The sequence below is a fragment of the Rhodococcus sp. MEB032 genome (genome assembly GCF_030208925.1).
Classification (GTDB): Bacteria; Actinomycetota; Actinomycetes; order Mycobacteriales; family Mycobacteriaceae; genus Rhodococcus_F; species Rhodococcus_F qingshengii.
This window is the reverse complement of sequence record NZ_JARVSY010000001.1, coordinates 342,592-366,368: the sequence shown is the minus strand read 5'-3', so window position 1 is coordinate 366,368 and position 23,777 is coordinate 342,592. Positions and strand designations below refer to the sequence as shown.

At 60.4% G+C, this 23,777-nt stretch carries 23 protein-coding genes and 1 pseudogene; 7 read left to right on the top strand and 17 right to left on the bottom strand.

Features of this window, described 5'->3' with window-relative positions; genetic code table 11:
• Nucleotides 1-10: 10 nt before the first annotated feature.
• Nucleotides 11-1,411: a cytochrome P450 gene (locus QRN54_RS01605; protein ID WP_007734205.1), complete on the bottom strand. Its 1,401-nt coding sequence runs from the start codon at nt 1,409-1,411 to the stop codon at nt 11-13.
• A gap of 96 nt (nt 1,412-1,507) precedes the next feature.
• Here QRN54_RS01605 and QRN54_RS01600 point away from each other — a divergent pair, with 96 nt between their 5' ends.
• Nucleotides 1,508-2,095, top strand: a complete 588-nt coding sequence (locus QRN54_RS01600; RefSeq protein ID WP_003945528.1) for a TetR/AcrR family transcriptional regulator — start codon at nt 1,508-1,510, stop codon at nt 2,093-2,095.
• Between the two features lie 47 nt (nt 2,096-2,142).
• Here QRN54_RS01600 and QRN54_RS01595 read toward each other — a convergent pair whose 3' ends face one another.
• The 3 genes from QRN54_RS01595 to QRN54_RS01585 form a co-directional block, all read right to left on the bottom strand.
• Entirely contained in the window at nt 2,143-2,439 is a 297-nt protein-coding gene (locus QRN54_RS01595; RefSeq protein ID WP_285181493.1) for a TroA family protein, read from the bottom strand.
• A complete protein-coding gene (locus tag QRN54_RS01590) occupies nt 2,436-3,152 on the bottom strand; it encodes an ABC transporter substrate-binding protein (RefSeq protein ID WP_285181492.1) in 717 nt (238 codons plus the stop codon). Before QRN54_RS01590 ends, QRN54_RS01595 begins: the two co-directional genes overlap by 4 nt.
• A gap of 82 nt (nt 3,153-3,234) precedes the next feature.
• Nucleotides 3,235-4,113 carry a bile acid:sodium symporter family protein gene (locus QRN54_RS01585; RefSeq protein WP_003945620.1) on the bottom strand — a complete coding sequence of 293 codons (879 nt, stop codon included), beginning with the start codon at nt 4,111-4,113 and terminating at the stop codon, nt 3,235-3,237.
• A 132-nt stretch (nt 4,114-4,245) separates the two neighbouring features.
• On the opposite strand from QRN54_RS01585, the gene QRN54_RS01580 reads away from it, so the two are divergent.
• Genes QRN54_RS01580 through QRN54_RS01570 form a run of 3 tightly spaced genes read left to right on the top strand, consistent with a single transcriptional unit; the run spans nt 4,246 to nt 6,460 of the window.
• Entirely contained in the window at nt 4,246-4,518 is a 273-nt protein-coding gene (locus QRN54_RS01580; RefSeq protein ID WP_003945457.1) for a DUF2277 domain-containing protein, read from the top strand.
• A gap of 5 nt (nt 4,519-4,523) precedes the next feature.
• Nucleotides 4,524-5,945, top strand: a complete 1,422-nt coding sequence (locus tag QRN54_RS01575) for an alpha/beta hydrolase (RefSeq protein ID WP_064075632.1) — start codon at nt 4,524-4,526, stop codon at nt 5,943-5,945.
• A gap of 23 nt (nt 5,946-5,968) precedes the next feature.
• A complete protein-coding gene (locus QRN54_RS01570) occupies nt 5,969-6,460 on the top strand; it encodes an NUDIX domain-containing protein (RefSeq protein WP_080961083.1) in 492 nt (163 codons plus the stop codon).
• A gap of 368 nt (nt 6,461-6,828) precedes the next feature.
• Here QRN54_RS01570 and QRN54_RS01565 read toward each other — a convergent pair.
• From QRN54_RS01565 to QRN54_RS01515, 11 genes and pseudogenes are all read right to left on the bottom strand, one after another.
• Nucleotides 6,829-7,155, bottom strand: a pseudogene (locus QRN54_RS01565) (transglycosylase family protein); the annotation flags it as partial.
• 484 nt (nt 7,156-7,639) lie between these two features.
• Nucleotides 7,640-8,545: an oxygenase MpaB family protein gene (locus QRN54_RS01560; protein ID WP_003945519.1), complete on the bottom strand. Its 906-nt coding sequence runs from the start codon at nt 8,543-8,545 to the stop codon at nt 7,640-7,642.
• Nucleotides 8,546-8,569: 24 nt separating this feature from the next.
• Nucleotides 8,570-9,127 (bottom strand): Rv1363c family protein, encoded by a 558-nt coding sequence (locus tag QRN54_RS01555; protein ID WP_007734217.1) that lies wholly within the window; start codon nt 9,125-9,127, stop codon nt 8,570-8,572.
• Nucleotides 9,114-10,334 carry an MlaD family protein gene (locus tag QRN54_RS01550; protein WP_064075633.1) on the bottom strand — a complete coding sequence of 407 codons (1,221 nt, stop codon included), beginning with the start codon at nt 10,332-10,334 and terminating at the stop codon, nt 9,114-9,116. The genes QRN54_RS01555 and QRN54_RS01550 overlap by 14 nt, the downstream gene beginning before the upstream one ends.
• Nucleotides 10,331-11,395, bottom strand: a complete 1,065-nt coding sequence (locus QRN54_RS01545) for an MCE family protein (protein WP_054781821.1) — start codon at nt 11,393-11,395, stop codon at nt 10,331-10,333. Before QRN54_RS01545 ends, QRN54_RS01550 begins: the two co-directional genes overlap by 4 nt.
• Complete coding sequence (locus tag QRN54_RS01540) at nt 11,392-12,489, bottom strand: MCE family protein (protein WP_285181491.1); 1,098 nt, start codon at nt 12,487-12,489, stop codon at nt 11,392-11,394. Before QRN54_RS01540 ends, QRN54_RS01545 begins: the two co-directional genes overlap by 4 nt.
• A complete protein-coding gene (locus tag QRN54_RS01535; RefSeq protein ID WP_007734231.1) occupies nt 12,486-13,541 on the bottom strand; it encodes an MCE family protein in 1,056 nt (351 codons plus the stop codon). The genes QRN54_RS01540 and QRN54_RS01535 overlap by 4 nt, the downstream gene beginning before the upstream one ends.
• A complete protein-coding gene (locus tag QRN54_RS01530; RefSeq protein WP_285181490.1) occupies nt 13,541-14,572 on the bottom strand; it encodes an MCE family protein in 1,032 nt (343 codons plus the stop codon). The genes QRN54_RS01535 and QRN54_RS01530 overlap by 1 nt, the downstream gene beginning before the upstream one ends.
• Nucleotides 14,569-15,798: an MCE family protein gene (locus QRN54_RS01525; protein WP_285181489.1), complete on the bottom strand. Its 1,230-nt coding sequence runs from the start codon at nt 15,796-15,798 to the stop codon at nt 14,569-14,571. Before QRN54_RS01525 ends, QRN54_RS01530 begins: the two co-directional genes overlap by 4 nt.
• A 3-nt stretch (nt 15,799-15,801) precedes the next feature.
• Nucleotides 15,802-16,659, bottom strand: coding sequence for an MlaE family ABC transporter permease (locus QRN54_RS01520; RefSeq protein ID WP_003945491.1), 858 nt, complete (start codon nt 16,657-16,659; stop codon nt 15,802-15,804).
• Nucleotides 16,659-17,468 (bottom strand): MlaE family ABC transporter permease, encoded by an 810-nt coding sequence (locus tag QRN54_RS01515; RefSeq protein ID WP_285181488.1) that lies wholly within the window; start codon nt 17,466-17,468, stop codon nt 16,659-16,661. Before QRN54_RS01515 ends, QRN54_RS01520 begins: the two co-directional genes overlap by 1 nt.
• Nucleotides 17,469-18,009: 541 nt before the next feature.
• Here QRN54_RS01515 and QRN54_RS01510 point away from each other — a divergent pair.
• Together QRN54_RS01510 and QRN54_RS01505 are read left to right on the top strand one after the other, a co-directional pair.
• A complete protein-coding gene (locus QRN54_RS01510) occupies nt 18,010-19,269 on the top strand; it encodes a TetR/AcrR family transcriptional regulator (protein ID WP_007734242.1) in 1,260 nt (419 codons plus the stop codon).
• A 34-nt stretch (nt 19,270-19,303) separates the two neighbouring features.
• Nucleotides 19,304-20,509, top strand: a complete 1,206-nt coding sequence (locus QRN54_RS01505; RefSeq protein ID WP_285181487.1) for a winged helix-turn-helix domain-containing protein — start codon at nt 19,304-19,306, stop codon at nt 20,507-20,509.
• A gap of 245 nt (nt 20,510-20,754) precedes the next feature.
• On the opposite strand, the gene QRN54_RS01500 is transcribed toward QRN54_RS01505, so the two are convergent.
• Together QRN54_RS01500 and QRN54_RS01495 are read right to left on the bottom strand one after the other, a co-directional pair.
• The gene (locus QRN54_RS01500; protein WP_285181486.1) at nt 20,755-21,909 is read right to left on the bottom strand and encodes a 3-ketosteroid-9-alpha-monooxygenase, oxygenase component; all 1,155 of its coding nucleotides are present in this window, start codon (nt 21,907-21,909) and stop codon (nt 20,755-20,757) included.
• Nucleotides 21,910-21,992: 83 nt separating this feature from the next.
• On the bottom strand, nt 21,993-22,757 hold the full coding sequence (locus tag QRN54_RS01495) for an SDR family NAD(P)-dependent oxidoreductase (protein WP_007734247.1): 765 nt from the start codon (nt 22,755-22,757) through the stop codon (nt 21,993-21,995).
• 250 nt (nt 22,758-23,007) lie between these two features.
• Here QRN54_RS01495 and QRN54_RS01490 point away from each other — a divergent pair, with 250 nt between their 5' ends.
• Nucleotides 23,008-23,727, top strand: a complete 720-nt coding sequence (locus QRN54_RS01490) for an IclR family transcriptional regulator (RefSeq protein WP_007734248.1) — start codon at nt 23,008-23,010, stop codon at nt 23,725-23,727.
• The last annotated feature ends 50 nt before the right edge of the window (nt 23,728-23,777 follow it).

Below are 23,777 nucleotides of genomic sequence, written 5' to 3'. Positions count from 1 at the left end.
TTTTGCGAGGTCAGCGTCGGCGGACCGTCAAGTTGAAGCCTTCGGGCATCAGGGTGAGCCGTTCGGCTACCTTCAACTCGTAGTCCGGATCGGCCTCGATCGTGTATTTCTGCAAGATGGTGCCCAACACGAGGACCGCTTCGTGAATGGCGAATTGTCTTCCGATGCAGGCGCGTTCACCCGTTCCGAATGGCTTGTACACGTGCGCCGGCCTGGCTTTGATGTTGGCAGGCAGGAAGCGATCCGGATCGAACGCCTCGGGATCGTTGCCCCACACCGGATCACGATGAAGTGACGGGATGAGCACGAGCATCCAATCGCCCTTCTTCATCGGATACTTGCCGACGAGCGTCGTGTCTTCGAGCGCCGCGCGCCCGTAGGCGGGAGCGGTCGGCCACAGACGCAATGATTCGTCGAGGACGCGTCGTACGTATCGAAGTTTCGCGATCTTCTCGAAGGCGGGCTCCTCGCCCTCCCATACCTTGTCGACCTCGGCTTGCGCCTTGGCCAGCACGTCAGGGTTTCGTGACAGGTAGTACAGCGCGAACGACAATGCGCCGGAAGTCGTTTCGTGTCCGGCGACGAGGAAGGTCACGACCTGATGGCGGATGTTCAGTTCGTCGATACGGTTGGGATCGTTCTCGCGTGCCGCCCGCAGCATCAGTTCGAGAAGATCTTCGGGCCCCGGTTCGGTACTTGTCCGCCGGGCACGGATAACTTCGTCCACAACCTCGGCCATGTACGCCTTGCGGACCTCGTCACGTTGATCGGCGCGACGTGCGAGCACTCGCCCGAGGGCGGTCGACTTCAGGAACGTCGTGCGCTGCGAATGGGAGAGTGCGCCGACCATTGCCTTGACGAACGGATGCTGTTCTTCACGTTCGAAGGAGTCGAACGAGTAGCTGAATCCAGTGCGTCCGATGGTCTCCAGCGTCAGCTTGGTCATGTCTGCGGAGACGTCGATGGGGGAGTCACTTTCACGACTGTCCCAATGGTCGACCAACTCGCCGGCCACGTCGAGCATGGTGCGGTGGTACGAGCGCATCGCAGTCTGGCTGAACGCCGGTGCCAGGAGATTGTGCGCCTTGCCCCAGTTGGGTTCGTGGTTGTACGCCGTGAACAGGCCGTCGCCGCCGATTCCGCGGAGTGCTTTGACTCCAGGTGCAAGGTGCTTCGCGAACCGGGACTCGTCGGACAGTTCTGCCACCATGTCCGCGCCCGAGGCGAAGACGAAGCGATTTCCCAGGACATTTCTCTCGAAGATCGGGCCGAGTTCGCGGCCGATGCTCACGGAGTTCTGCAGCGGTGTCCGGATATTGATCCCGAGAACGTCCCCGAGGACCGGCAGGCGCCACGCCGGATGCGGTATCCGAGCATCGGTCGTCGCCTCTGGAGTGGTGTCGACGCTCATTGTGTGTCCCCCGGGGTGAGATCGCTTACTGAATTGATGTCTAGTACGCAAAGTACGCCTTACTGAATCGGTGTCAAGTAGTAATCTGACTTGCCTATGGTCGCACCACGAAAACGCCTGGACCGAGAGCAGCGGCGCACGCAGTTGCTCGACATCGGCGCGCAACTTTTTGCCGATCGCTCGTACGAGGATGTGTGGATCGAAGAGGTCGCCGAGATTGCGGGCGTCTCGCGCGGGTTGATGTACCACTATTTTCCGACCAAGCGAGACTTCTTCGCCGCAATCGTCGAGCGCGAATCGCAGCACCTGCTCGAGGTGACCGCACCCGATGCGACGCTACCGGTGCGCGAACAGGTGGCAGCCGGGTTGGACGCCTACTTCGCGTACGTGAAGTCGCACAGCAGGGGAGTGCGCGCCATCAACGTCGGGACGCTCTCGGCCGAGGCCGGTATCCGGGCGATTGTCGAGCGCGAACTCGAACAGCAGCAGATTCGAATCCTCGATGCACTGGGATTCGAGGGCGAAAGAAGACAGCTCGCTGCCGTTGCAGTTCGGGGATGGATCGCGTTCGTCCGAGCTGTCTGCCTCGACTGGCTCGATCAACCTTCCATACCGCAGGAAGAGTTGAGAGTGATCTGTCTGCGGACCCTCTCCGGAGCGTTGGGCATCGACCTCGAAACGTGAAATGCCGACCGCGCGGGAGCGGCCGGCATTTCCACGGACAAGTCTGATCAGTCGAGCGTCGAATAGAGATCGTCCCAGCCCTTGGCGACGTACATGTTGGTGTAGATGGACCCGTAGTACGTACTTCCTTGCAGAACGGTGACGTTCCCGGCCTGCACAGCCGGAAGTCTTTGCCACAACTTGGTGTCCGAGAGTTGTTCGAAGGTGGTGTCATTGCTGTCTGTGACAGAAACCATGAACGCGTCGCAGCCTTGCAGACGATCCATCTCTTCGATGCTCAGTCGTCCCTGATTGTCGAAACCGGTTGTGTTCAATGTTCTTCCGCCGATATCGGCGAGCGTCATGTCGGTGGGTTGACGATTCTTCTTTCCCGTTTCCTCCGACACGGGCAGCTGTCGATGTAGATCGTGGCCTTGTCCGGACTGTAGGACAAGCTTGCGACGGTTTTGCCCGCGATCGCGGAAGCGTGTCGAGTGCGAATGTCGGTGATCAGAGCGTCATAGTCGGTGATCAGGCGATCCATGGTGGGTGTTCGGCCCAGCCAATCGGAGAGCCGGGTCAGGTTCTCCCGCCACGTCTGCTTCGATTCGGTCGTCAGGACAGGAGCGATGGCTTGGAGCTTTGCAGCGGGCCAGTACTCGTTGTCGGCGTTGACGCAGATGATGAGATCGGGTGCGAGTCCGAGGATCTGCTCCAGATTGGGCTTGTCGCTGAGGTATTCGGCCGAGCCGTCGGCGGGATCCCACTTGGTGACGGGCGAGATGTTGTATCCGAACACCGGTAGTTCCAGGGCAATGGCGAGCTCGAGGTCGGTTCGGGCGTCGACGGCCAAGACCCGCTTGGGGTTGGTAGGTATGTCGTAGGTCCCCAACGGCGTGGTGACGGTGCGCATTTGAGCGTCATCATCGGCCCCTGAACCGTCGCTGGAACTGCAGGACGACAGAATAGTTGCGACTGCTGCCATCCCGGCTCCGATGCCGAATTGGCGACGGGTAAGTGCGTCGACTAGCTCTTGCCAGACGCGTTCGTCCGGCACGGTAGGTGTGTTGGTCAGCATTTTTTCGATACCCTTCGGTCTGAGTCCGTATCGATCGTAGGGTTGGCGATACCAGATCACCTATATCGAAAACCGCCTGATATTAGTCGATTTCGGCCATGGTCCGTGACTTTCGGGTGATGGCGGCGCCGAAGGCTGCAGCGAGCGGGAACATCAGAACGCCGTACACCGCGGCCGGCACTGCCAATTGCACGTTGTCGAGGAGACTGACGGCGATGGTGATCGCCAACGTGCTGTTGTGGATGCCGATTTCCATGGAACTGGCGATGGCCTGACGATCCTCGATGCCGAATATCCGGGGAACGACGTAACCGATCGAGAGGCTCAGTAGGCAGAACAAGGCAGCGACGACGCCGATGTCGACGAGATAGTCCGCGATGTTCTCGCGCTCGGAAACAACCGTTCCGACGATCACCAGTGCCAGAACCACCGCGGATCCGATGCGGACGGGCTTGTCCATGCGCTCGGCAAAGGCGCTCGAGCGCAATCGAACCCACATTCCGAGGGCGACAGGAATCAGTACGACGGCAAAGACCTGAAGTACCTTCGTGAACTGCAGTCCGAGGGTGCCGTCCGCGTCCTCGGGTTCGAAGTAGCCCAACGCGAAGTTGGTGATGAGCGGAAGGGTGACCACCGCTATCACCGAATTGACCGCAGTGAGTGTCACATTGAGAGCGACATCGCCGCGGAACAGATGGCTGAACAGGTTTGCCGTGGTGCCGCCCGGTGATGCGGCGAGGAGCATCATGCCGACAGCGAGCAGTGGGTCGAGGTCGAACAACGTGACCAGACCGAAGGCCGCGGCCGGGAGCAACAACAACTGACAGATCAGGGCAATCGAGACGGCTTTCGGCGCTTTTGCCACGCGGGCAAAATCTCCGACCGTCAAGGAAAGCCCGAGGCCGAACATGATGATGGCGAGTGCGGCGGGTAGGCCGACGGAGGTGAGTGCAGAGTCCATGAGTTAGTGGCTACTTCCAGTCACTGGGGGAATTTCACTGAAACTACCGTGATGCCCGGATCTGCGTGGCAGTTTGGATACATTGATGTATCGAACCGTGACGGCGTCGGTGAGCAGGGTTATCGTCGAATTATGTGCCGAAACATCACTGAACTTCGTGGACTCGAGCCCGCTGCTACGCCGGAGGAGATCGAAGCGGCCTCTCGCCAATACGTACGTAAGGTGAGCGGAATAGCCAAGGTGTCCGACGCGAACCGAGACGCCTTCGAACAGGCGGTGCGTGAGGTGACCGAAACGACGACGCGCCTGCTCAGTGCGTTGCCGCCTCGCAGACAGCCACCTCAGACCGTCCCTCCGTTGCGTCGCCCGGAAGTACAGGCCCGGATCGCTGCTCGTTCGTCCTGACCCGAGTGGATCTCACAGATATCGACGTATGGGACGTCGAAGCCTTGGATCAACTGTCTGCTGGGTTGGAAGGCGTTCTGGTCGCTCACCGCGTTCGCGACATCCGTCGACGGCTGGATACGCTGCGCAAAGAGGCCGTCGCCGACGACTTGCATATTCGTCAGGATGGAACCGTCTCTGCCGTTGCGCCCATCGCCGACGGTCACCCGCTCCACGTGCACGCCCAGTTGCTCGAGGTCGCAGTTCGAGAACTGATCGGTGAGGCACTGCTGGTCAGCGCGGATCTTCATCATGCGTTGTCTCTGCGGTCTCAGGTCGGCACCGACCTCCGTGACAAAGCTGTGCGTGTGGGGGAGGAGTGGCGAGCGTTCAGCCCTGATCGGCAGCGTCAGATGTTGCGTCATGCACCAGGCCTGATCGCCAACCTCGACGGCATTCCTGCTGCGATTCGCAGCCCGGCCAACCTCGATCGAATTCAATCGGAACGAGCACGGCTGCAAGATGATTCAGTCCGAATATCGCAAGAACTTCACCGCGAGTTCTTCGGCGGCAGACTGAGTAACACCGGGGCGGGCCAGTGGTACGCCGAACGCAAACTCGAGGATCTGGACGCGCTCGACGAGTTGTTTCGCGCCGAACCTGATCGACGGTTACTGCTCATGGACATGCGCTCGGGCGAACGAGGCTTCGCTGCAATTGCGATCGGGGATCCGGACACAGCGGATCACGTCTCCGTGACGATTCCCGGACTGAACACCAACGTCAAGGACTCGATGCGCGGAATGGTCGGAGAGGCAACGCGATTACGAGCCGAGGCGATGCGGCAACTCGAACTGGCCGGCCGAAAGGAAAGCGTGGCCACCATCGCCTGGATCGGATACGACGCGCCACAGGTGATCGGGCCGGGAAAGTTCGACATCGGTCGGGCCAGCTTCGACGTCAGTCGATCGTCCAAAGCAGGCATAGCCGCCGACGCATTGGGTAGCTTCTTTCACGGTCTTCGTGCCGCGTCGGTCAACGACGGAGTCCATATCACCGCGTTGGGCCACTCCTACGGATCCCTCGCGACTTCTCTTGCGCTGCAACGCGGGGCAAGCGCAGCGGTCGACGACGTGGTGTTCTACGGTTCACCCGGGGTGCGAGCCAAGGTGGAGTCGGACCTCGGTATCGCCGACCGGCACGTCTACGTCATGAAAGCGGAAGGCGACAGTATCGCGGGGTTCGGCCGTTTCGGTGGCGATCCGACGCGCACCGAGTTCCATCGGTTGTCCACGGCCGAGGGGATCACCCCGGATGGAGTGAAACACGAGCGGGCGTTCGGGCATGCGGAGTACGCGAGGACCGGAGACAACGGAGAACTGCGGATGTCGGGATACAACCTCGCGGTTGTGGTTGCCGGACTGCCGGAGTTGGCCGTTATGGCCTGACCTGCTGGCTTACAGTGGCACTCATGCGTCTGAGGCATTCGGCCAGGGGGTTGGTCGTTGACGACCAGTCCCGTCTTCTGCTTTACCGATTCATCGCGCCCGGGGGAGGGCTGACGGTCTGGTGTCCTCCGGGCGGAGGCTTGGAAGGAGACGAAACCCCGTCCGAGGCGCTCGCGCGCGAATTGGACGAGGAGATCGGCTTGCGCGACTACGGCGCAGCCACCCATGTGTGGCATGAGGAGATCCGTGACCCGGCGATATTGCCGGGTTGGGGCGGTGCGATCAACGACTACTTCCTCGTGCCGGTGGCGACCGCATTCGAGCCCTGTGGGTCGTTGGGGCGCGAAGCGCTGGCCGCCGAGCTGGTCGAGCACTTCGAGTGGTGGAGTGTTGACCGCCTCTTGTCACACAGTGGTCGAGAAGTGTTCGGGCCACGCGATTTACCCGACCGGTTTGCACGCCTGGTCAAGGATGGGCCATCGAGTGCGCCGGATCGATTTGTTCGGTCGCCGTGAGGGATGCGAGGTAGCGATTGAAAACGAACATTTCGGCATCGAAACACGGCTACGCTGGGGTTATGGAGCACTACGTGCGTAAGGACCCCATCCCGTACGCTTCTACGGCTGCGCCGGTCAGTTCTCACAACCGGTTGGCAAGGACGGCCCAAAAATTGTGGATGGCTCTTCGAGGGATGATGGGGGATCGGAAGGCGAGTCGATATACCTCGCTCGCTCCGCGGCATCCCGACGGATCACGCACCGCTGTAACATCTTTCAACAGTAGTGGTGGTGGGAAATAGGTATCGGTATACAACACTGCCCGGTGTTCGTCGAATTCTCGACGAACACCGGGCAGTGACGCACTACTCGAACTGGGGTCAGCGGAGGTACTGTCCGCACACCGGCCACGCGCCGGCGCCCTGACCGGCAAGGACGTTTTCAGCAACGCGGACCTGTTCTGCCTGGCTGGCGTTGGCGGCGCTGCCCGCTCCGCCGTAGGCCTCCCACGTGCTCTGGCTGAACTGGAGTCCGCCGTAGTAGCCGTTTCCGGTGTTCGCGGCCCAGTTGCCCGAAGATTCGCATTCTGCGACACCCGACCAGTCGTGGGTGGCTGCGGATGCGGTGCCTGCGCTCAATCCGAGGGCTCCGGCTGCGAGGGCTCCGGCTGCGGCGACAGAGGCAAGTGCACGGGTAACGGTGGTCTTGGTCATTTTTGGTAAATCCTCTCGAGTCCCGCCGACGGAGGACGGTGACCGTCTCAGCTCCGCTCCCACCACTAGGAATGTTGTCGAGTCCGAACCGCGGGGTGGGACGGGCGGTGGCGATTCGGTAATGCCCGGTTGATCGGGCTGTCACCAACCATAAGAGATGATTACGGATTGGTCACGGGTCGGCGTGTCGACACATGTTTGTGCAACAGAAATGCATCAAAGAGTGTTTTCCCAGGTCGCATGGCGATATGCCACCTCTCCCGGCGTTACATAAACGAGATGAAATGTGATGCAAGTCACCTGAAACGTGCCTCGGCGGCGTCGATATGCGGCGAATGTGACACTCGATCAGCCCGGTTTGTCGGCTTTTCGACCCGGTTTTCAGTCGTGCTGGAACCCATGTCCAGCCGTGATCTGTTGTCGACCGACCGGCCCGATTTACCTGTAGGGCAGCAGAATTGACAACGAATAACGCGCCGCTGGCTCAGACGAGATTCTTGCTCGCCTTGATCCGGCGGCGAATGTCGCGCATCTGAATGGTGTTGCCGGCCTGACGAACGGAGCGTGGGATGAACCTGTTGACGAACGACACGAAAATGAAGAGGTGTTCGAACCGGCGGCGGTCGTCTTCGGTCCACTCGAGATCGAGTTGGTCGCGGTAGATCGGTGGAAGGAATCCGACCGTCAGGAACCGCAACAAGTTTCGGAACACCAGGCGTATCGGCCACGCGATCATCTGTAGGTTGACCAAGTCGATCAGGTACTGCTTGGTGCGTTCGTCGATGACGACGCGTTCGCAACCGAGGTTCCAGTAGCGCTCGAAGTCGGCACGTGTGGCCGGCCACATCTCTTCGGTGACCTGCAGCGTCGTTCCCAAAGTTGACGCGGACTTGTAGAACGACTCCGCCTGTTCTTCGGACATCTTGCCGTGCAGCAACTGATGACTGTCTTCGAAACCGATGAACAGGCATGCAGCAACCCATAATTGGAGTTCGCGATTGAAGGCGTTGTACTTGACCGGGCTGTTTGAATCCGACTTCACATGTCGGTGCACCGAGTTCACGGCCTCGCGGTAAGCCTTTCGCTCTTCCTCGTCACCCAGGATCGCGACCGTCAGGTACTGCGTCGTGGTTCGTGCACGCTTCCACGGATGCGCTGTCAGAGCACCCGATTCGACCTTGCTCTCCATGACGCCGTACGCCACCTCGGGCCAACCGAGTTGCAGGATGACGTTGGCAGCGGCTCCGGCGAACGACCAGAAATCGAGCGCGTCGGTGATGTGTGCGGGCTTACGTGCCCACCGTCTACGCTCGGCCGTGATGGTGATGCGTGTCTGATCGGTGCGAAGCGACGACTCGGACTTTTCCGAATCCAGGTAGTGAGTGGGCATGGATCTTCCTCCGCGTGTGGTGAGTTACTTGGTCTCGACGTTGCTCACGAGCCACCGGTCGTCCGAGCGGACCAGGGACACGACCATGCGGTACTTCTGTGTGTTTCCCTCTGGCGCTGCGACATTCTTGGCTTGTTGGTCGACGAACACGAGCAACTTGGCCGACGAATTGTCCAGCGATTCGATACCGACGTCTGTCGCCGTCGCGCTCGCCTGGCCTTGGCCCCCGGCAACGACTTCGCGAAGTGAATCGACCATTGTTCGGTAGGTGCCGGCAAACTCGTCGGTCGACATCGAGGCAATGCTGTCTTTGTTGGCATCGAGGTTCTGATAGTCGAAGGAGGACATGATGGTCGAGTAATCCCGCGCGGTGTCCAAAGCCTCCTGCCGCAGCGTGTCTTCCTGATTCGCCGAGTACATCTGGAATCCGAGCACCGCCAATGCTGCGACCAGCGCTACCGCCATTAGTGAGATCAGTGCGTTGCGTGGCTCCTTCAGGCGGTGAAGTAGCGACGGAGAAGTCGGGTGTTCGGCCACCTCGGCTTCTGTCTCGTCGAGTAGTGCGTTGTCACCGTGTGCCATTTCCCAGTCCTTCCAACATCAATCTCCAGTAGTTCAGGGCGTCGACTCCGGTCGGGACGAGAATCGGATCTGCGACGACGGGCGGTCCGATCGGAGTGCCCGGGACGATCGAGTTCTGCAAACCGAGGTCGTTCGGACGCGGAGCATTCTGTGCTCCGCGTTGGACGAGGTCGTCGGCGGGGGGACAGTACATCGCCAGACTCGGACTGGTGGGAGACAGATCGCCGACCTCACGCCGAGGGGTGTCGTAGTTGCAGACCGGCCCCTGGGTCGCAACCAAGGCAAAGTCGGCGCGATCGCCTTTGACGATGGATGCCAGTTTGGCGAGACCTTCAGGAATCGTGACAAGTCCGGTTTCCAGGGCCTCTGTGCGGTCGGAGATGATCGGTGCGACAGTGACGAGATTGGCCAGGACCGCTCCGAAAGTGTTGTGGTACTTGTCGAACAACTGTTGAGCGCTGTTCAGGGCGGCGGGCGAATGATCGGTGAGGTAGATCAGCACCGGCGCGTTGGATTCGAGTTGTTCGGTGAAGTTCTTGGCAGCTGCCATTCCCCGGACGAACGAATCCGATTGTGTCGCCATGGAGTCCACCAACGTGGAGGTTCGCGACAGCAGCGCAGCGAGTTCGGCCGACTGGTCGTTCAACTGCGCCGACATGGTCCCACCGTTGTCGATCATCGTCGCCAAGCTCGGGCCGAGCCCGTTGAACGAATTCCCCAGCTCGGTCCCGATGTCGCTGATCGCTTGTGGATCAATCCCTTCCAAGACACCGGACGCCTGAAGCATCAACTGGCTCATCTGGACCGGTTGCTGATCCGCGGGCATGGCGATCTCGTCGCCGTCCCTTAGATACGGGCCGTGGTCTGTGTTGGGGTAGATGTCGACATTCTGAATTCCGGCTGCGGTCCCCATCGTCACCTTGGCGACGCTGTCGGTAGGTATCTCGGTGTTGTCGTTGAGTGAGAGTTCCACCCGAGCCGTGCGGGTGCCTGCGTCGAGTTCGACTTCACTCACTTTCCCCACCTGTACGCCGCGATACGTGACGACCGTGCCCTTGGTCAGTCCGAAGGCGTCGGACATGTTGGCGTGCAGCCGGATTTGACCCCCGAAACCCTGAGGGCCGACCACGTAGACGATCCCGAAAGGGATGACCACAGCAGCGATCAGAGCGAACAGGACAAGTTGAACAAGCGCAAGGCGACTCAACGCGGACCTCCCTGAAGTAGATCGGTGAGAGTTCCCGCTGGTGCGATCGATTGACCGGCCATACCGCCGCTCCAGAGCTTGTCGATCGTTCCCGGAATATCCAGGGCGCCGTCGAAAACGAGGTAGTCACCCTGCACTGCACCGGTGAAGTTTTCGAGCAACCCGTTCATGTTCGTCAGCGTCTGGCCGATCTCCGAGTTGAACGAATCCAGAGTCCCGACAACGGTCGACGCATCGTGCAGCATCGCGTCGAGGCCGTTGGGAGACGAGTCGAGAATGGTGTTTGCGTTGGTGGCGAGCTGAACGGTCGAGTTCAACAGGCTCGCAATCTGATCCTTCTGTCCCACGAGAATCGACACCACCTGTGGAACGGAATCGAGGTAGTTGTCGACAACTACGCGTTGGCCGGCCAGTTGGGAGGAGACCCGGGCAGCGAGGTCGACGGCCTCGTCGAACTCGCTGCGGTGACTGCTTGCCTCTGCCATGAGCGAGGTGAGGGTCTCGGTCAGAGAACGAACTTCACCGGAGCGCCCGGAAAACGCGGTGTTCAGCTCGCGCACCACGGTATCGAGTTGGTCGATGCCGCTTCCGGTCAGAACCGTGCCGAGGGTGGCAAGCGCACTTTCGACCTGCGGACCGATCTCGGTGCGAGACTCCGGAATTGTGTCTCCGTCGCTGAGCGTGGAGCCGGACGGAACTTCCGGCACCAAGAGTCTGATGAACGGATTGCCAAGTGCGGACGGGAGTTCGACGGAAGCTTCGACGTTGTCGGGCAATGGCGTCGCGGCGTCCAGACTCAGAGTCACATCGGCTCCGACGACATCGGCTGACAGCGCGGATACTCGACCGATGACTTTCTGGCCGCTGCGGACGTCTGCTCCCAACACCAGGCCGTCGGCGCCGGCCAGCTGCAGCGCCACGTTGTACGCGTCACCGTCGGCCGAACGACCCAGGGGTAGGTCTTGAATGCCTGCGCTACAGCCGCCGAAGGCGAACACGGCCGCAGAACCCACACCGATGATCACGATACCGGCGATTATTCGAATCGATTGCCGCGTCAATTGCCACCTCCGGGGACGGCTCCGCCGGAAATCGCGGAGGCGATGCCGAGCGGATCAGAAGTGCTGAGGGGGAAGGAAATCGGATTCGTGAACCCGGCTCCGGTGCAGATCGGCAACTTGTAGGTGTCGCACAGCGGTTTCGCCACCGCGAACTGAGTCAATGCAGTCGAGACGTTGAGCCGAATGCGCCCGCGCTGATCAGGACCGATTGTCTGGGAGAGGTTCTGCATCATCAACGGCACCAGGTCCATGAACTCGGCGAGGCCGGGTTCTTTGGCAGCCAGAGTGTCACCGAGAACTCGCACGTTGTCGGCTATGGCACCGACATCATCGCCGTGAGTTGTCATGAAACTGTTCAACTGGTCGAAGACCACCTGCAGATCCTGCAGAGGCTGTGAGATGTCCATGTTCTGGCTCGCCCATTGATCACCCAGGACGCCGAGGTCGCCGACAAGTTCGTCGAGGCTGACCTGCCGTGCGTCCAGAGCATTCATCAAAGTGTTGAGATTGTCGACAAGGGCACCGATGTCTTCCGACCGAGCGCCGACAACTCCGGTTGCCGTGCTGAGGTTGCGAATTGCGGTGTTGAATTGATCGCCCTGGCCCTGCCACCCGGCGGCGCCGCGGCTCACGAGATCGCCGAGATTGCCCCCATCCCCGGCAAATGCGTCGGCCAAAGTGCTGACGCTTCCCATCAAGCCGTCGAAATCTATGGGGGAGTGGGCACGTTCGATCGGAATCTGGTCGCCGTCTTTCAGTGTCTCTCCGCCGGTGTACGCCGGGCCGAGTTCGATGTGTCGATCGCTGATCAGCGATGGATTGAGGACATAGGCCGAGGCGTCGGCGGGCAGGTCCACGGAGTCGGGCATCGACATCGCTACTCGAACAGAAGTGCCGCGAGGTTCCACCGACGTGACCGTCCCGACGCCGACTCCGAGGACGGTGACCTTGCTTCCCTCGTAGATTCCGCCGACGTAGCTGAAATCGGCGTAGACGGTCTTGGACTGATCTGTTCGTCCGAATATGTACCAACCGGGCAGGGCGATCGCCAAGGTCACTACCAGCATGGCCGTGACGGCTTTTCGTATATTCACTTGCAGCCCTCCATGATGCCGAGCGCGCAGAGCAGATTGTCCGGGATCACGGCCGCCGGCGCGTTGACGTCGGTCCAATTGCCGGTGCCGGTTGAATCGGTGACCGAACGCAGCGCGGAAGGAAGACGAGTCAACAGCAGGTCGATCTGATCTGCGTTGTTCTTCAGCGTGGTGGTGACCGCGACGAGGTTGTCGGTCATGGCTCCGAACTCGTCCTGACGATCGACGAAAGTGGTGGAGAGCTTCGAGATGATGATTGTCAGGTTGTCGACCAGCTGAGTCAGTGCGTCCTTGCGCATCGCAAGAGTTCGAACGATCGTCTGAGCATTGGCCGCAGTACCGACGATCGAATCGGTTTGTGCCGCAGCCATGTCCGACAGCTCACGAGACATGATGAGAATCTGGTCGATCTGTTCACTGTTCTGCGCGAAAGCCGCCGAGGCGCCGCTGATTCCGGCCAGAGCCCGGCCCACCTGATCGGAATCAGTGGGAATCACCTGCGAAAGGGTGTTCATCATGGACTCCATCGCCTGTAGGTCGACGCCTGTTGCCGCAGTGGTGGCATCACTGCTGACGTCGTCGAGGCTGTACGGCACGGTTGTGCGGGAGAGCGGGATGACCCGCGCCTCGGAGTCGTCGACCACTCCGGCCGGCACGATCTCCAGGTAGCGCTTGCCGAGGACCGTCTTGAGCCTGACCGTCGCCGTGCTCTGGTTTCCCAAAGGCTGGTCCTTGTCCAAGCGGAAGTTGACGACGACGTGGTCGCCGGCAAGGTCGATCGAATCCACTCGGCCCGCGGGAACCCCGGCCACGTAAACCGGATCGGTGTCGGAAAGCCCGCTGGCATTGGCTAACTCGGCTGTGTATGCCGACGTGCGTACGTTGTACCAGAGCTTCGGAATGCCCAAGGCGGCGCCGAGTCCCACCACCAGAACGAAGATTCCGAGACTGCCCAGGGCGAGAGCGGTGCCGCTACCGCTGCGACGGCGATCCCCTTTGAACAGGAAGAGCATGATGCCGACGAACACGTCGATCAGCTTGACCAGGAACATCATGAGCACACCGGCGAGTGTGTCGGACCGAAGATGTTGGCTTCCATGTCGCCTGCCTTCAGAGTGAAATTGCACAGATACAGGCTGATGAAACTTCCGTAACTTCCGATCCGGTTGGCGGCGTCGGCGAACTGGGGAAGGTTGACGAGAAGTCTGTTGAACTCGTCGGTGCTCGCAATCCAACTCCCGGTGACACTTTCGAGTTGTTGCACGGTCTGACCGAATGCACCGTTCGACCCGGCCATGATCTGAGCCAACGACGAGACAGTGCGGTTTCCCTGATCCAAGAGCGAGACCAGTTGATCGTTCTGCCCGACGACGGAAGTACTCAGATCGTTCAAACCGTCCAACAGGCCGACCAATTCGGGTTGACGCTCGTCGACGGAGGTGAGAAGAGTGTTCATGTTCGTGAGTAGTTGCGCGAAGACGTCCTGACGGTCGACCAGGCCGGAACTCATGGTCGCGATCTGGTCGAGCAGGGTGGTCATTGCCTGGCCCTGGCCGTTGAAGGTTTCGACAAAACTTCGCGTGAGCGTGTTGACCTGCTCGGGCTGCAGCGCGGCGAACAACGGTTTGAACCCGTTCATCAGGGCCGTCAAGTTGATCGGCGGTGTTGTCTGCGCCAGCGGTATCGTGTCACCTGGTTCGAGCTGTCGTGCGGATACCGTTGTTGCGCTGTCGTCCTGCGTCAGTGCCAGATATCGAGCACCGAGCATGTCGCCGTAGCGCACGGCGGCACGGACATCCGACTCGAGGGAATATCGCGACTCGATCTCGACGTCGACGATCGCCTTGCTCGTCCCGCCTCCGTTGTCGGCGAACGCAACCGAGTCCACGCGGCCGATACGCACACCCGACATGGTGACCGGGTTGCCCGGGTTGAGTCCTTCGACGTCGGTGAACTCGAACGAATACGAATCGGTGCTTCCGCGAACCGGGACCGACAACGTGTTCGCCACGAACGACGCGCAGGCGACGCCGGTGAGACAGAAGAGTGACAACTGAATTACCTGGCCAGGACGGACCTTCACGGGACGGTCACCTCGTTACCTCTGACCATCGGCCCCAACATCAGTGTTGTTGCCGGGTTGGGGGTATCCGAGGGTTCCGGCGATCCGCCCAGTAGTTGATCTTCGAGGTACCGCAGGGGGGCCGCTTCGGCTACGCCGCCCACGACCGGGGCACTGACGGGTTGTTCAGGCGTCAGGTTGGAGCCCGAACACTGTGCTCCGCGCGAGTCACCGTACTGCGGGCAATCATCACCCGTGTATGGGAGCGGTTCGGCGAACGTGGCAACTGCTGTGATGTCGAACTTTCCGGTGGCGAAGACCCGAGCGCCCGCGGCGCCGAACGTACTGGCATTCGCGAGGGTGGAACGCAGTCCTCCGGGATTGGCCGCGGTGGTTGCGAGTATCTTTCCGGCGGAATCGATCACAGTGATGATGTTTCGGTTGTTCGCCCCGACAAAATCGTCGACGGTAGCGGCGAAGACTGCGGCCGCGCCGATCGAGGACTCGAGATTCGCTCTGTTGGCGACCATGTCGTTCGAGACAGTTGTGGCGGCTGCCAAGGTATCGAGAATGTCGGGGGTCGCACGGTCCAACGCGTCGACGACCGACTTGAATTCGGGTGTCGATTCGAGGAATTGGTGTGCGGCGGGTGTCAGTACGCCGGACGCGGCACTGAGATTGTCTATCGTGGTACCGATCTCGGCTCCGTTTCCGTCGAGCGCCTGGCCCAGCGCAGTCAGGGCTGTCTGCAACTTCTCGGGCTGCATCGCAGTGAGGACGCCCACCAACTTGGTGTACACGTCGTAGAGCGCAACGGCTTCGGGACCGTCGTCCATGTGGATCTCGTCTCCGTCCGCCAGAGTCGTCTGGCCCTGCTCATTCGGACTGTCCACGAGCTGCATGTAGATGTCGCCGAAGAACGTGCGTGGAACAACGCGAGCCACCACGTCAGCGGGAATCTTCGACGCGTCATCGGTCTGAATCTGCAACTGCACAACGGATTCGGCGGTTCCTGATTCGATTTCGCCGATTCGGCCGACGTTGACGCCGTGGTACCGAACCGGAGCTTCACCGCTGATGAGACCGGCTGTGGCTGGAACAGCGACGAAGATGTCGGTGCTCTGCTCGAGATTTCCCGAACCGCGTAGAACCATTGTCACGGCGGCGGCGGCGGCGACGGCTACGACTATGGCGATCGCGCCGCGAAGGGCGTACACGATCTTCGTGCGTGTAGTGAGTCTGTCCACGGCTCAGACCCCCATTCCCGGGATCTGGGGCACGAGGCCCCACAGCGCGAAAGTCATCAGTACGTCGAGGATTCCGATCGCGAGGATCGCAGTTCGGAGCGCGCGCCCGGCCGCTTGCCCGACGCCGGCCGGACCGCCCGATGCGTAGTAGCCGTAAGCGCAATGAACCAGCGCGACAACAGCGGCGAACACCACGGCCTTGAGACCCGAGTACAGGAGGTCCTGCGGAGAGATCGCCAGATGGAAGAAGTAGTCGTAAGTACCTGCCGATGCGCCGTTGAAGAACACGACGACCAGTCGGGTCGAGAGGTAACTGGCCAGGAGTCCGATCATGTAGATCGGGATGACACAGATCATGGCAGCGATCACCCGGGTACCCGCGAGGAAGGGGATCGATCGGATCGCCATCGAGTCCAGCGCGTCGATTTCGTCGGAGATACGCATGGCCCCGATCTGGGCGGTGAAACCCGTTCCGACCTTGGCGGCCAACGCGATCGCTACGACAACAGGGGCCAGTTCACGGGTGTTGGCAACCGCGGACAGCATGCCGGAGAGCGAGGTCATCCCGACAAGCTCGAGGCCCCGGTGGGTCTCGACGCCCAACATCATCGCCGCGGCCAGCGACATCGCGAAGACGATCCCGATGGTGCCGCCGCCGGACAACAAGGAATTCGTGCCGAAGCTGACCTCGCTGATCTGACCGAGTACATGCTTGCGGTACTTGGTGAGCGCAAAGGGGATCGATGCGATAGTGCGGACGTAGAAAGTGACGTGCTGACCGAGGGAGACGAGGCCGTCGCCCGCGGTTCGCAGGGGTCTGCTCGCTTGACGTGCTCGAACACGGAGATCGACGAGCGACATCAGAATTCACCGACTGCCGGGACGATTACGGTGTGGAGCGCGGACAACACTGTGTTCACGATGAAGACGAGCGCGAACGCGATGACCACGGCTTCGTTGACTGCGTCGGCAACGCCGCGTGGGCCACCTTTTGCATGTAGACCTTTGAAGGTGGCGACCAAAGTCGAAGCGATGCCGAAGACCGCAGCCTTCACCAAAGCCATGACGAAGTCGGAAGATCGCCCGTACTGACTGAACGTTGCCATGAACGTTCCGGCCGGAAGATGCTGGACGTAGATGTGGTACAGGTAGCACGCGATCACACCGCCGAAGGTGACCATCGAACACAGTGCAAGGGAGACGATCACTGCCGCAACCAATCTCGGTGCGACGAGGCGCTCGATCACGTCGATGCCCATCACTTCCATCGCGTCGATCTCTTCCCGGATCTTTCGTGAACCCAAATCCGTGCAGATCGCCGATCCTGCGACACCGGCCATCATCAACGCGCACACCAGCGCCGCGGCCTGACCGACGATGATGAAAGCTACGACAGCTCCGGAATATCCACCGGCTCCGATCCGGCCGGCCAGTTCACCGACCGAGACGGCGATGAATACACCGATCGGAATCATGAGAAGCAGCGACGGGCCGGTGCTGACGCGACCGATGAACAGGGTCTGAGTAACCGTCTCGTGCAACGAGAGTCGTCTGCGCAGGATTGCCGTGAACAGACCGAAGAGTGCCTGAACCGAGAATCCGATCAGATAGCCCCCCTGTAACGCTACGTCTCGCACCGGGCCCTTCGCGGCTGGCAGCTCGTACGTCATCTAATTGAATTCCTTTGCAGATCAACAGTGTTCGGCACGGAGTTCGAACTGTTCGAGCGCTGGCGGTCGAGCGAACTGCCTGTGAAGCATCTCACACATATATGTGTCCAAGCAAGCATTATGTGAACCGAAATTCTCGTCGAACTGTCAGCCCTGTTGACCGAGTTTCCTTCATTGACGTGGAGATATCGGAACTGTTCATATCGACATCCTGTGTATGTTTACGAATATTCCGAATCTGTCAGTCGGATTGCTTCGTGGATGCGGGCTGGATGCTTCGAGCGGTGACCCTACCCACTGCTGGTGGCCACAGGCAACGTTTTGTTAACGAAGATTCTCGATGGAAGCAACGGGGGAGGCGGCGAAGGGCGAGTGGTGTGTTCTGATCAAAGGCAGCGTTACCTGCATGTATGAAACTCTAGACGCGCGATGTGCTGAAATCGGTGTACGAGTTTTCAAAATCATGCTTATGCTGATTCTCGTCTGATGAGCAGGCGGATCGAAGTGCTTCGTGCGTGAGGGCTGGAGAGTGGGGTACACGGTGAGCCTGAACGATCAGTTCGTCGACGCGCAGACGTCGAATGGGATTGTTCGGCAGCCGAGGTCCGACTCCGTCAAGAGGCGACCGAAGGACCGCAAGGCGCAGATCGCGGCTGCAGCGGCAATCGCGTTCAGTGAGCGCGGATATCCTGCTGTCAGTGTCGACGACATCGCGTCGGCGGTCGGTATTTCGGGTTCGGCGCTCTATCGGCACTTTCCGAACAAGTACGCGATGTTCCGCCACGCGGCACTGGAGTTGACCGGAGCGCTCGCCAGTGCCCTCGATGCCGTTTCGGTTGCGCCTGCGGCAACCGATGCGCAGCGGTTGCGCGAAGATCTGATTGCAGTGATACGAACGACGATCCGCAATCGGCGTACGGCTGGAATCTATCGTTGGGAGAGCCGGTTTCTCGACACCGATGATCGGAAATCCGTTCGAGCGCAAGCCAGTACGGTCAATCGCCGAGTAGCCCGGTATCTTTCGCGCTCCGAACCCGCGATGACGGCGAGGGACGAGACCCTTGTCGTGGCAGCGATGTTCAGCGTCATCGGCAGTATCACCGTCCATAACCTGTTGCTGCCCCAGCGAGCGATGGAGAAGGTTCTGCTCGACGCGTGTCTGGCGATAGATCAAGGTGAGGGTGCAATCACCGCTAGCCGCTTGGAGCAGTCCTCGTTACCTCGAACCGTGACCACGAACAAACGTGAACGTCTCTTGCAGGAAGCCGTGCGCCTTTTCGACTCTCGCGGGTATCACGACGTCAGCATCGAAGAGATCGCCGCGGCCGCCGGCTTGAACGCGTCCGGTATGTACCGCTACTTTCCCAGCAAGGCAGAGCTTCTCGGCGCCGTGTTCTATCGAGCTGCAGATCGCTTGGACTTGGCGACGGCAGCGGTCTTCGACTCCGCGACTTCGCACGAACAAGTGCTCCGGTCACTGTCGGCGATGTACGTGGAGTTGTCGTTTGCACAGCACGAATTGATGTCGGTCTACTTCTCCGAGATGAACAACCTTCTGCCGAGTCATCGAAGCGATCTGAAGAATCGCCAGAAGCTTTACGTGGTCGAATGGGCGCGAGTGCTCGGCGAGATTCGTCCTGAGCTGTCGGCAGTAGAGGCGAAGTTCGTAGTTCACGCTGCGCTCAACCTGGTCCCGGATGTCGGCCGCATGATGAAATTCGACGCTGCCGCAGAGAACGCGGCCATGTTGCAGGTGTTCATGTCGGCAGTACTGTTCGGCCGTCGGGCTTCGGCCGCCTGAAGCGTGTCGGTGGGTGTGCGTAGTCTGGCCCACTATGAGCGAAGTCGTGTCACTGGCAGCTGCCCGTCGCATAGCGCTTGCCGCTCAGGGATTCGGCAAATCGCATCCCACGACGGTGACGCGTCGCAATCTGGTCGGCGTGATGGACCGGCTGCAGGTGCTGCAGATCGACTCGGTCAATGTCTTCGAACGCAGCCACTACCTACCCGTTTATGCGCGATTGGGCGCATACGACAAATCCAGACTCGATCAGCTTGCCTTCACCCCCGGTTCGGGATACCTCGAATACTGGGGTCACGAAGCAACGTTCTTGCCGGTGGACATGTGGCCGTTGTTCCGCTGGCGGATGGACCAGTTTCGCGCCAAAGCGTTGAGTGACAAGGACGGGTGGGCTTCCGATCGGCGCGTCTTCCTCGATTGGTTGCGGCAGGAGTTGCGCGACAACGGTCCGATGGCGGCGAGCGAGATCGAACACGAGGCGAACACGCGGCGCGGTCCGTGGTGGGGGTGGTCCGACGTGAAGGTCGGGCTCGAGACGCTGTTCCGTTGGGGCGAGGTGGTCTCGGCGGGGCGCGCCGGTTTCGAGCGTCGTTACGGCCTGGCCGAGCAGATGCTTGCACCCGAGATACTCGACGCACACGTCGAGCGGTCGGAGGCGATACGCGAACTGGTGCTGCGGGGTGTGACGGCACACGGTCTCGGCACCCTCGACGACATCGCCGACTACTTTCGTCTGCCCAGCGCAGAAGCACGAACGGCCTTGCAGGAACTCGAAGACGCCGGCAGCGTGCGCCGGGTGTCCGTCGACGGCTGGGAGCGTCGAGGCAAGGCAAGGGAGGTGTGGATCGATCCGCGAGCGAAGCGTCCCAGGTCCATCCGTGCGGATGCGCTGTTGTCACCCTTCGACCCGGTAGTGTGGGCACGCGATCGAGCGTTGCGGCTCTTCGACTTTCACTACCGGATCGAGATCTACACTCCGGCGCACAAGCGAGTTCACGGATACTACGTGCTCCCGGTGTTGATCGACGACACGATCTGCGCCCGAGTCGATCTGAAGAACGACCGTCAGAACCGTCGACTGCTTGTCCGCGCGGCGTGGGCCGAACCCACCGCGGACGCCGACACTGCGCCGCGGTTGGCGGAACTCCTTCGGAGAACTGCGCGTTGGCAGGGCTGCGACACCGTCGAGGTGGAGAACAAAGGTACGTTGTCTCAGCAGTTGGCCGCCGCTATGACGTGAGCCTTCAGGTCGCGAGGACGATTGTCATTCGGGAACTGTTATGCGTCCGTCGGTCGCTGCCTGATTGATGGAATTTCTCAATGCGGAACAACTTCCGGATCGAATTCTCGGCGGTTCAGCATCGTCGCGGTACTCCAAACATGCCGTGCGCGAATCTGATCGCCACTGGGTCGACGTGTGATGCCAGCTGTTCTTCTCCACGAGGACGTATGTTCCGCACCGCTCGCAGTCCAGCGGTTCCATGGTCATTGCCCTACTCCTGCGGCGGCCCTGCGTGCGATGTTGTCAGCGACTTCCTGCTTCCACACTTCGATGGGTTTGCTTGTGTCCATCTCGAATTCGAAACGGTCGACCATGTCCGGGGTGATGTCGGCGACGTCCACGTAGAACTGTTCGTACCAACGGCGTAGTTGGTAGACCGGGCCGTCCTCGGTGCAGAGCAGTGGATTGTCGATACGGGTCTTGTTCTTCCAGATCTCGATGTCCTGTTCGAATCCGACGCCGATGTACCCGATCATCGCGTTGACAAGTTGATCGGCGAACTCGGCGGGCATCTCTGCGGACTTCTGGACGGTAATGCCGTACATGAGTACGAATTTGTTCGGGCTCACCGGGTAGTGGCAGTTGATCAGCACCGAATCGGTCGTGAAGTTCTCGTAGACGTAGCGCAAGTCGTCGATCATGAACGACGGTCCGTGGTAGGCCGCTGTCGAAAGATTCGACACCAACTTCGGTACGTCGGGGTCGGTCCAGGTCACGATGTCGTCGCGGTTGATGCCGCTCTGCTCCTGGATGGCGACGTGTCCTTCGAAGACGTTCTTGAAATAGGTGGGGAACGAGAAGTGCACGTAGAAGAAGTGCGCCATGTCAACGACGTTGTCGACGATTTCTCGGCAGTTCGTATCGATGACTATCGACTTCCAGACCCAATCGGTCCACTCGTGCTCCGCAGACTTGATGATCGGTATAGCGACTTCGGCAAGTGGCGGATTGCCTTCGGGGTCGTGCCAGACGAAGAGCAGCCCGTCTTGTTCGAGCGCAGTCCAAGCGCGGGTCTTGGCAAGCGGGGGGACACGTCGAGCATAGGGAATCGCGGTGCACTTACCGTTGCCTCCCCACCTCCAGTCGTGGAAGGGGCACGCGATCGAATCGCCCTTGACCGTGCCCTGACTCAGGTCGCCGCCCATGTGACGGCAGTACGCGTCGAGGATCTTCAGTTCGCCATGCGAGTCGGAGAAGACGACCAGTTTGGTACCGAAAGCTTCGACGGAATGCGGGTTCCCGTCGCTGTAGTCCTTGGCGAGGCCGAGGCAGTGCCATCCGCGGGCAAATCGAGTGGGAGGTTCTCCCTGGTCGATGATGCGAACCTCTTCCGATTCATTGACATCCGCAATTGTCATGTTCTTCCTTTCGTGAGTGCACCCGGTGGGCTGGACCGAGCGACGTTGTACGACAGTCGAAGGGGTGTGAATCTCTGGGCAAGTCACATACGTTGCGACGAGATGTTGCCGCCGTCGACAACCAATTCCGTTGCGGTGATGTAACTTGCTTCGTCGGACAGCAGGAAGCGGACAGCGTGTGCGATTTCCTCCGGGCGACCGAGCCTGCCGAGGAGGATGCGTCGTTCGAATGCCCCGTCACCCAATGCGTCTACGGTCGGCTGAAGCAGAGGGGTCAGAATCTGTCCGGGAGAGACGCAGTTGATCCGAATGCCGTCCGGGCCCAGTCGGTCCGCCAGCGATCGGACCATCGACAACATCCCACCCTTTGCAGCGGAGTAGACAGGGTTGATTGCATTGCCCAAAGTTGCGTTGATCGAAGCGATTCCGACTATTGCCGAACCGGGATTGGCCGTGAAATCAGGCATCAACTGTTGAACCAACAGGATGAGCGGACGTAGATGGGTGTTGATACCCGTCTCCCACACGTCGAGCGTCACTCCTTCGAGGGATCCGATATCGACGACCCCGGCGGAGTGAACAAGTCCGCCGATGGAGGGAAGTGAGGAACGGGTTGTGGCCAATGCGGCCGCGTAGTCGTCCGCTCTCGTGAGATCGATTCCCACTCCGATGGCGTCGATGCCGAATTCGGAGGAGATCACTGCTGCCTGATCGACCGCTTTTGCCTCGTCGATATCCCAGAGAGCGACTGGTCGTCGGATCGCCGCGAGCGCGCGGGCGGAGGCCAATCCGATTCCGGATGCGCCGCCGGTGATGATCACGCCTGTCGACGGGGATGAAGCATTCATGTGTCCTCCTGATTTTGAAGCGTTCTGCTCGGCGCCGCATGATCTGATGGGCTCCGGTCATCACTGTGACGAGGGATGGATTCGGGCTCAACGAACATGACCGATCATCGGTATAGGTGCTGGTGAGAGCCCATGCAGATGCATCTCCCGCTGCGTGGGAAACGTACTGGCGTCGTGTGTCCACGGAAGCTCAGATGGGCGGAACGAATGTTGGCTGCCGAAGCGGCGGGCCACCGGAACGGAGACATCGATGTTGGTCGGACCGATCACCGAAGAGTCCATCCCCATGTCAACTCTCGACAGACTGTCGGTGGTGGTGGACTGCTTTCGTGACGCGCCTCGGCTGACATTGGGGGAGGTGGCGCGCCGAACCGGGATTCCGCGATCGTCCGTGCACCGGATGCTACTGAAACTCGTGAGGATGAACTGGCTACGCCGCGAAGGACTCGAGTACGAGATAGGCGACAAGCTAGGAGATCTGGGCGCGCTCTCGCTGTATCGAAACAAAGTGGATCGAGTGGTTACGCCCCTACTTCAGCAATTACATTTCGTGACTGGACACGCCGTGCACCTCGGGGTGTTGGAAGGAAACCATGTGCGCTACATCCAGAAGATCGGGAGCCTGATGGTCCCCGACCTTCAGACTCGCGTCGGCTCACGTATCCCAGCGCAAGCGTCGACCATCGGGAAGTCACTGTTGAGCGCCGGCAACAGATCGGTGGCATCGTCGCACAACGCCAATGGCGTTCGCCAACACTCAGTTGCGTTCGGAATCTGCAATTCCGGGATGGGCTGTATCGGTGCGCGAATCGGGGTGCTCGACCACATGCCAGTAGGTCTCTCGATTTGTGGGCCCTTGATTCGCGGCACGATAGACAAGCGGAACGCCGCTCCCGTACAGATGGCGGCAGCAGCGATCTCGCAGTATTTCGGAATGATCGACGGGTTCGAGCAGGAGAAGACGGGATAGTCCGACAAACGCAAAGAGTGCGCCTCCCCCCACTACGCGTAAAGCGCAGT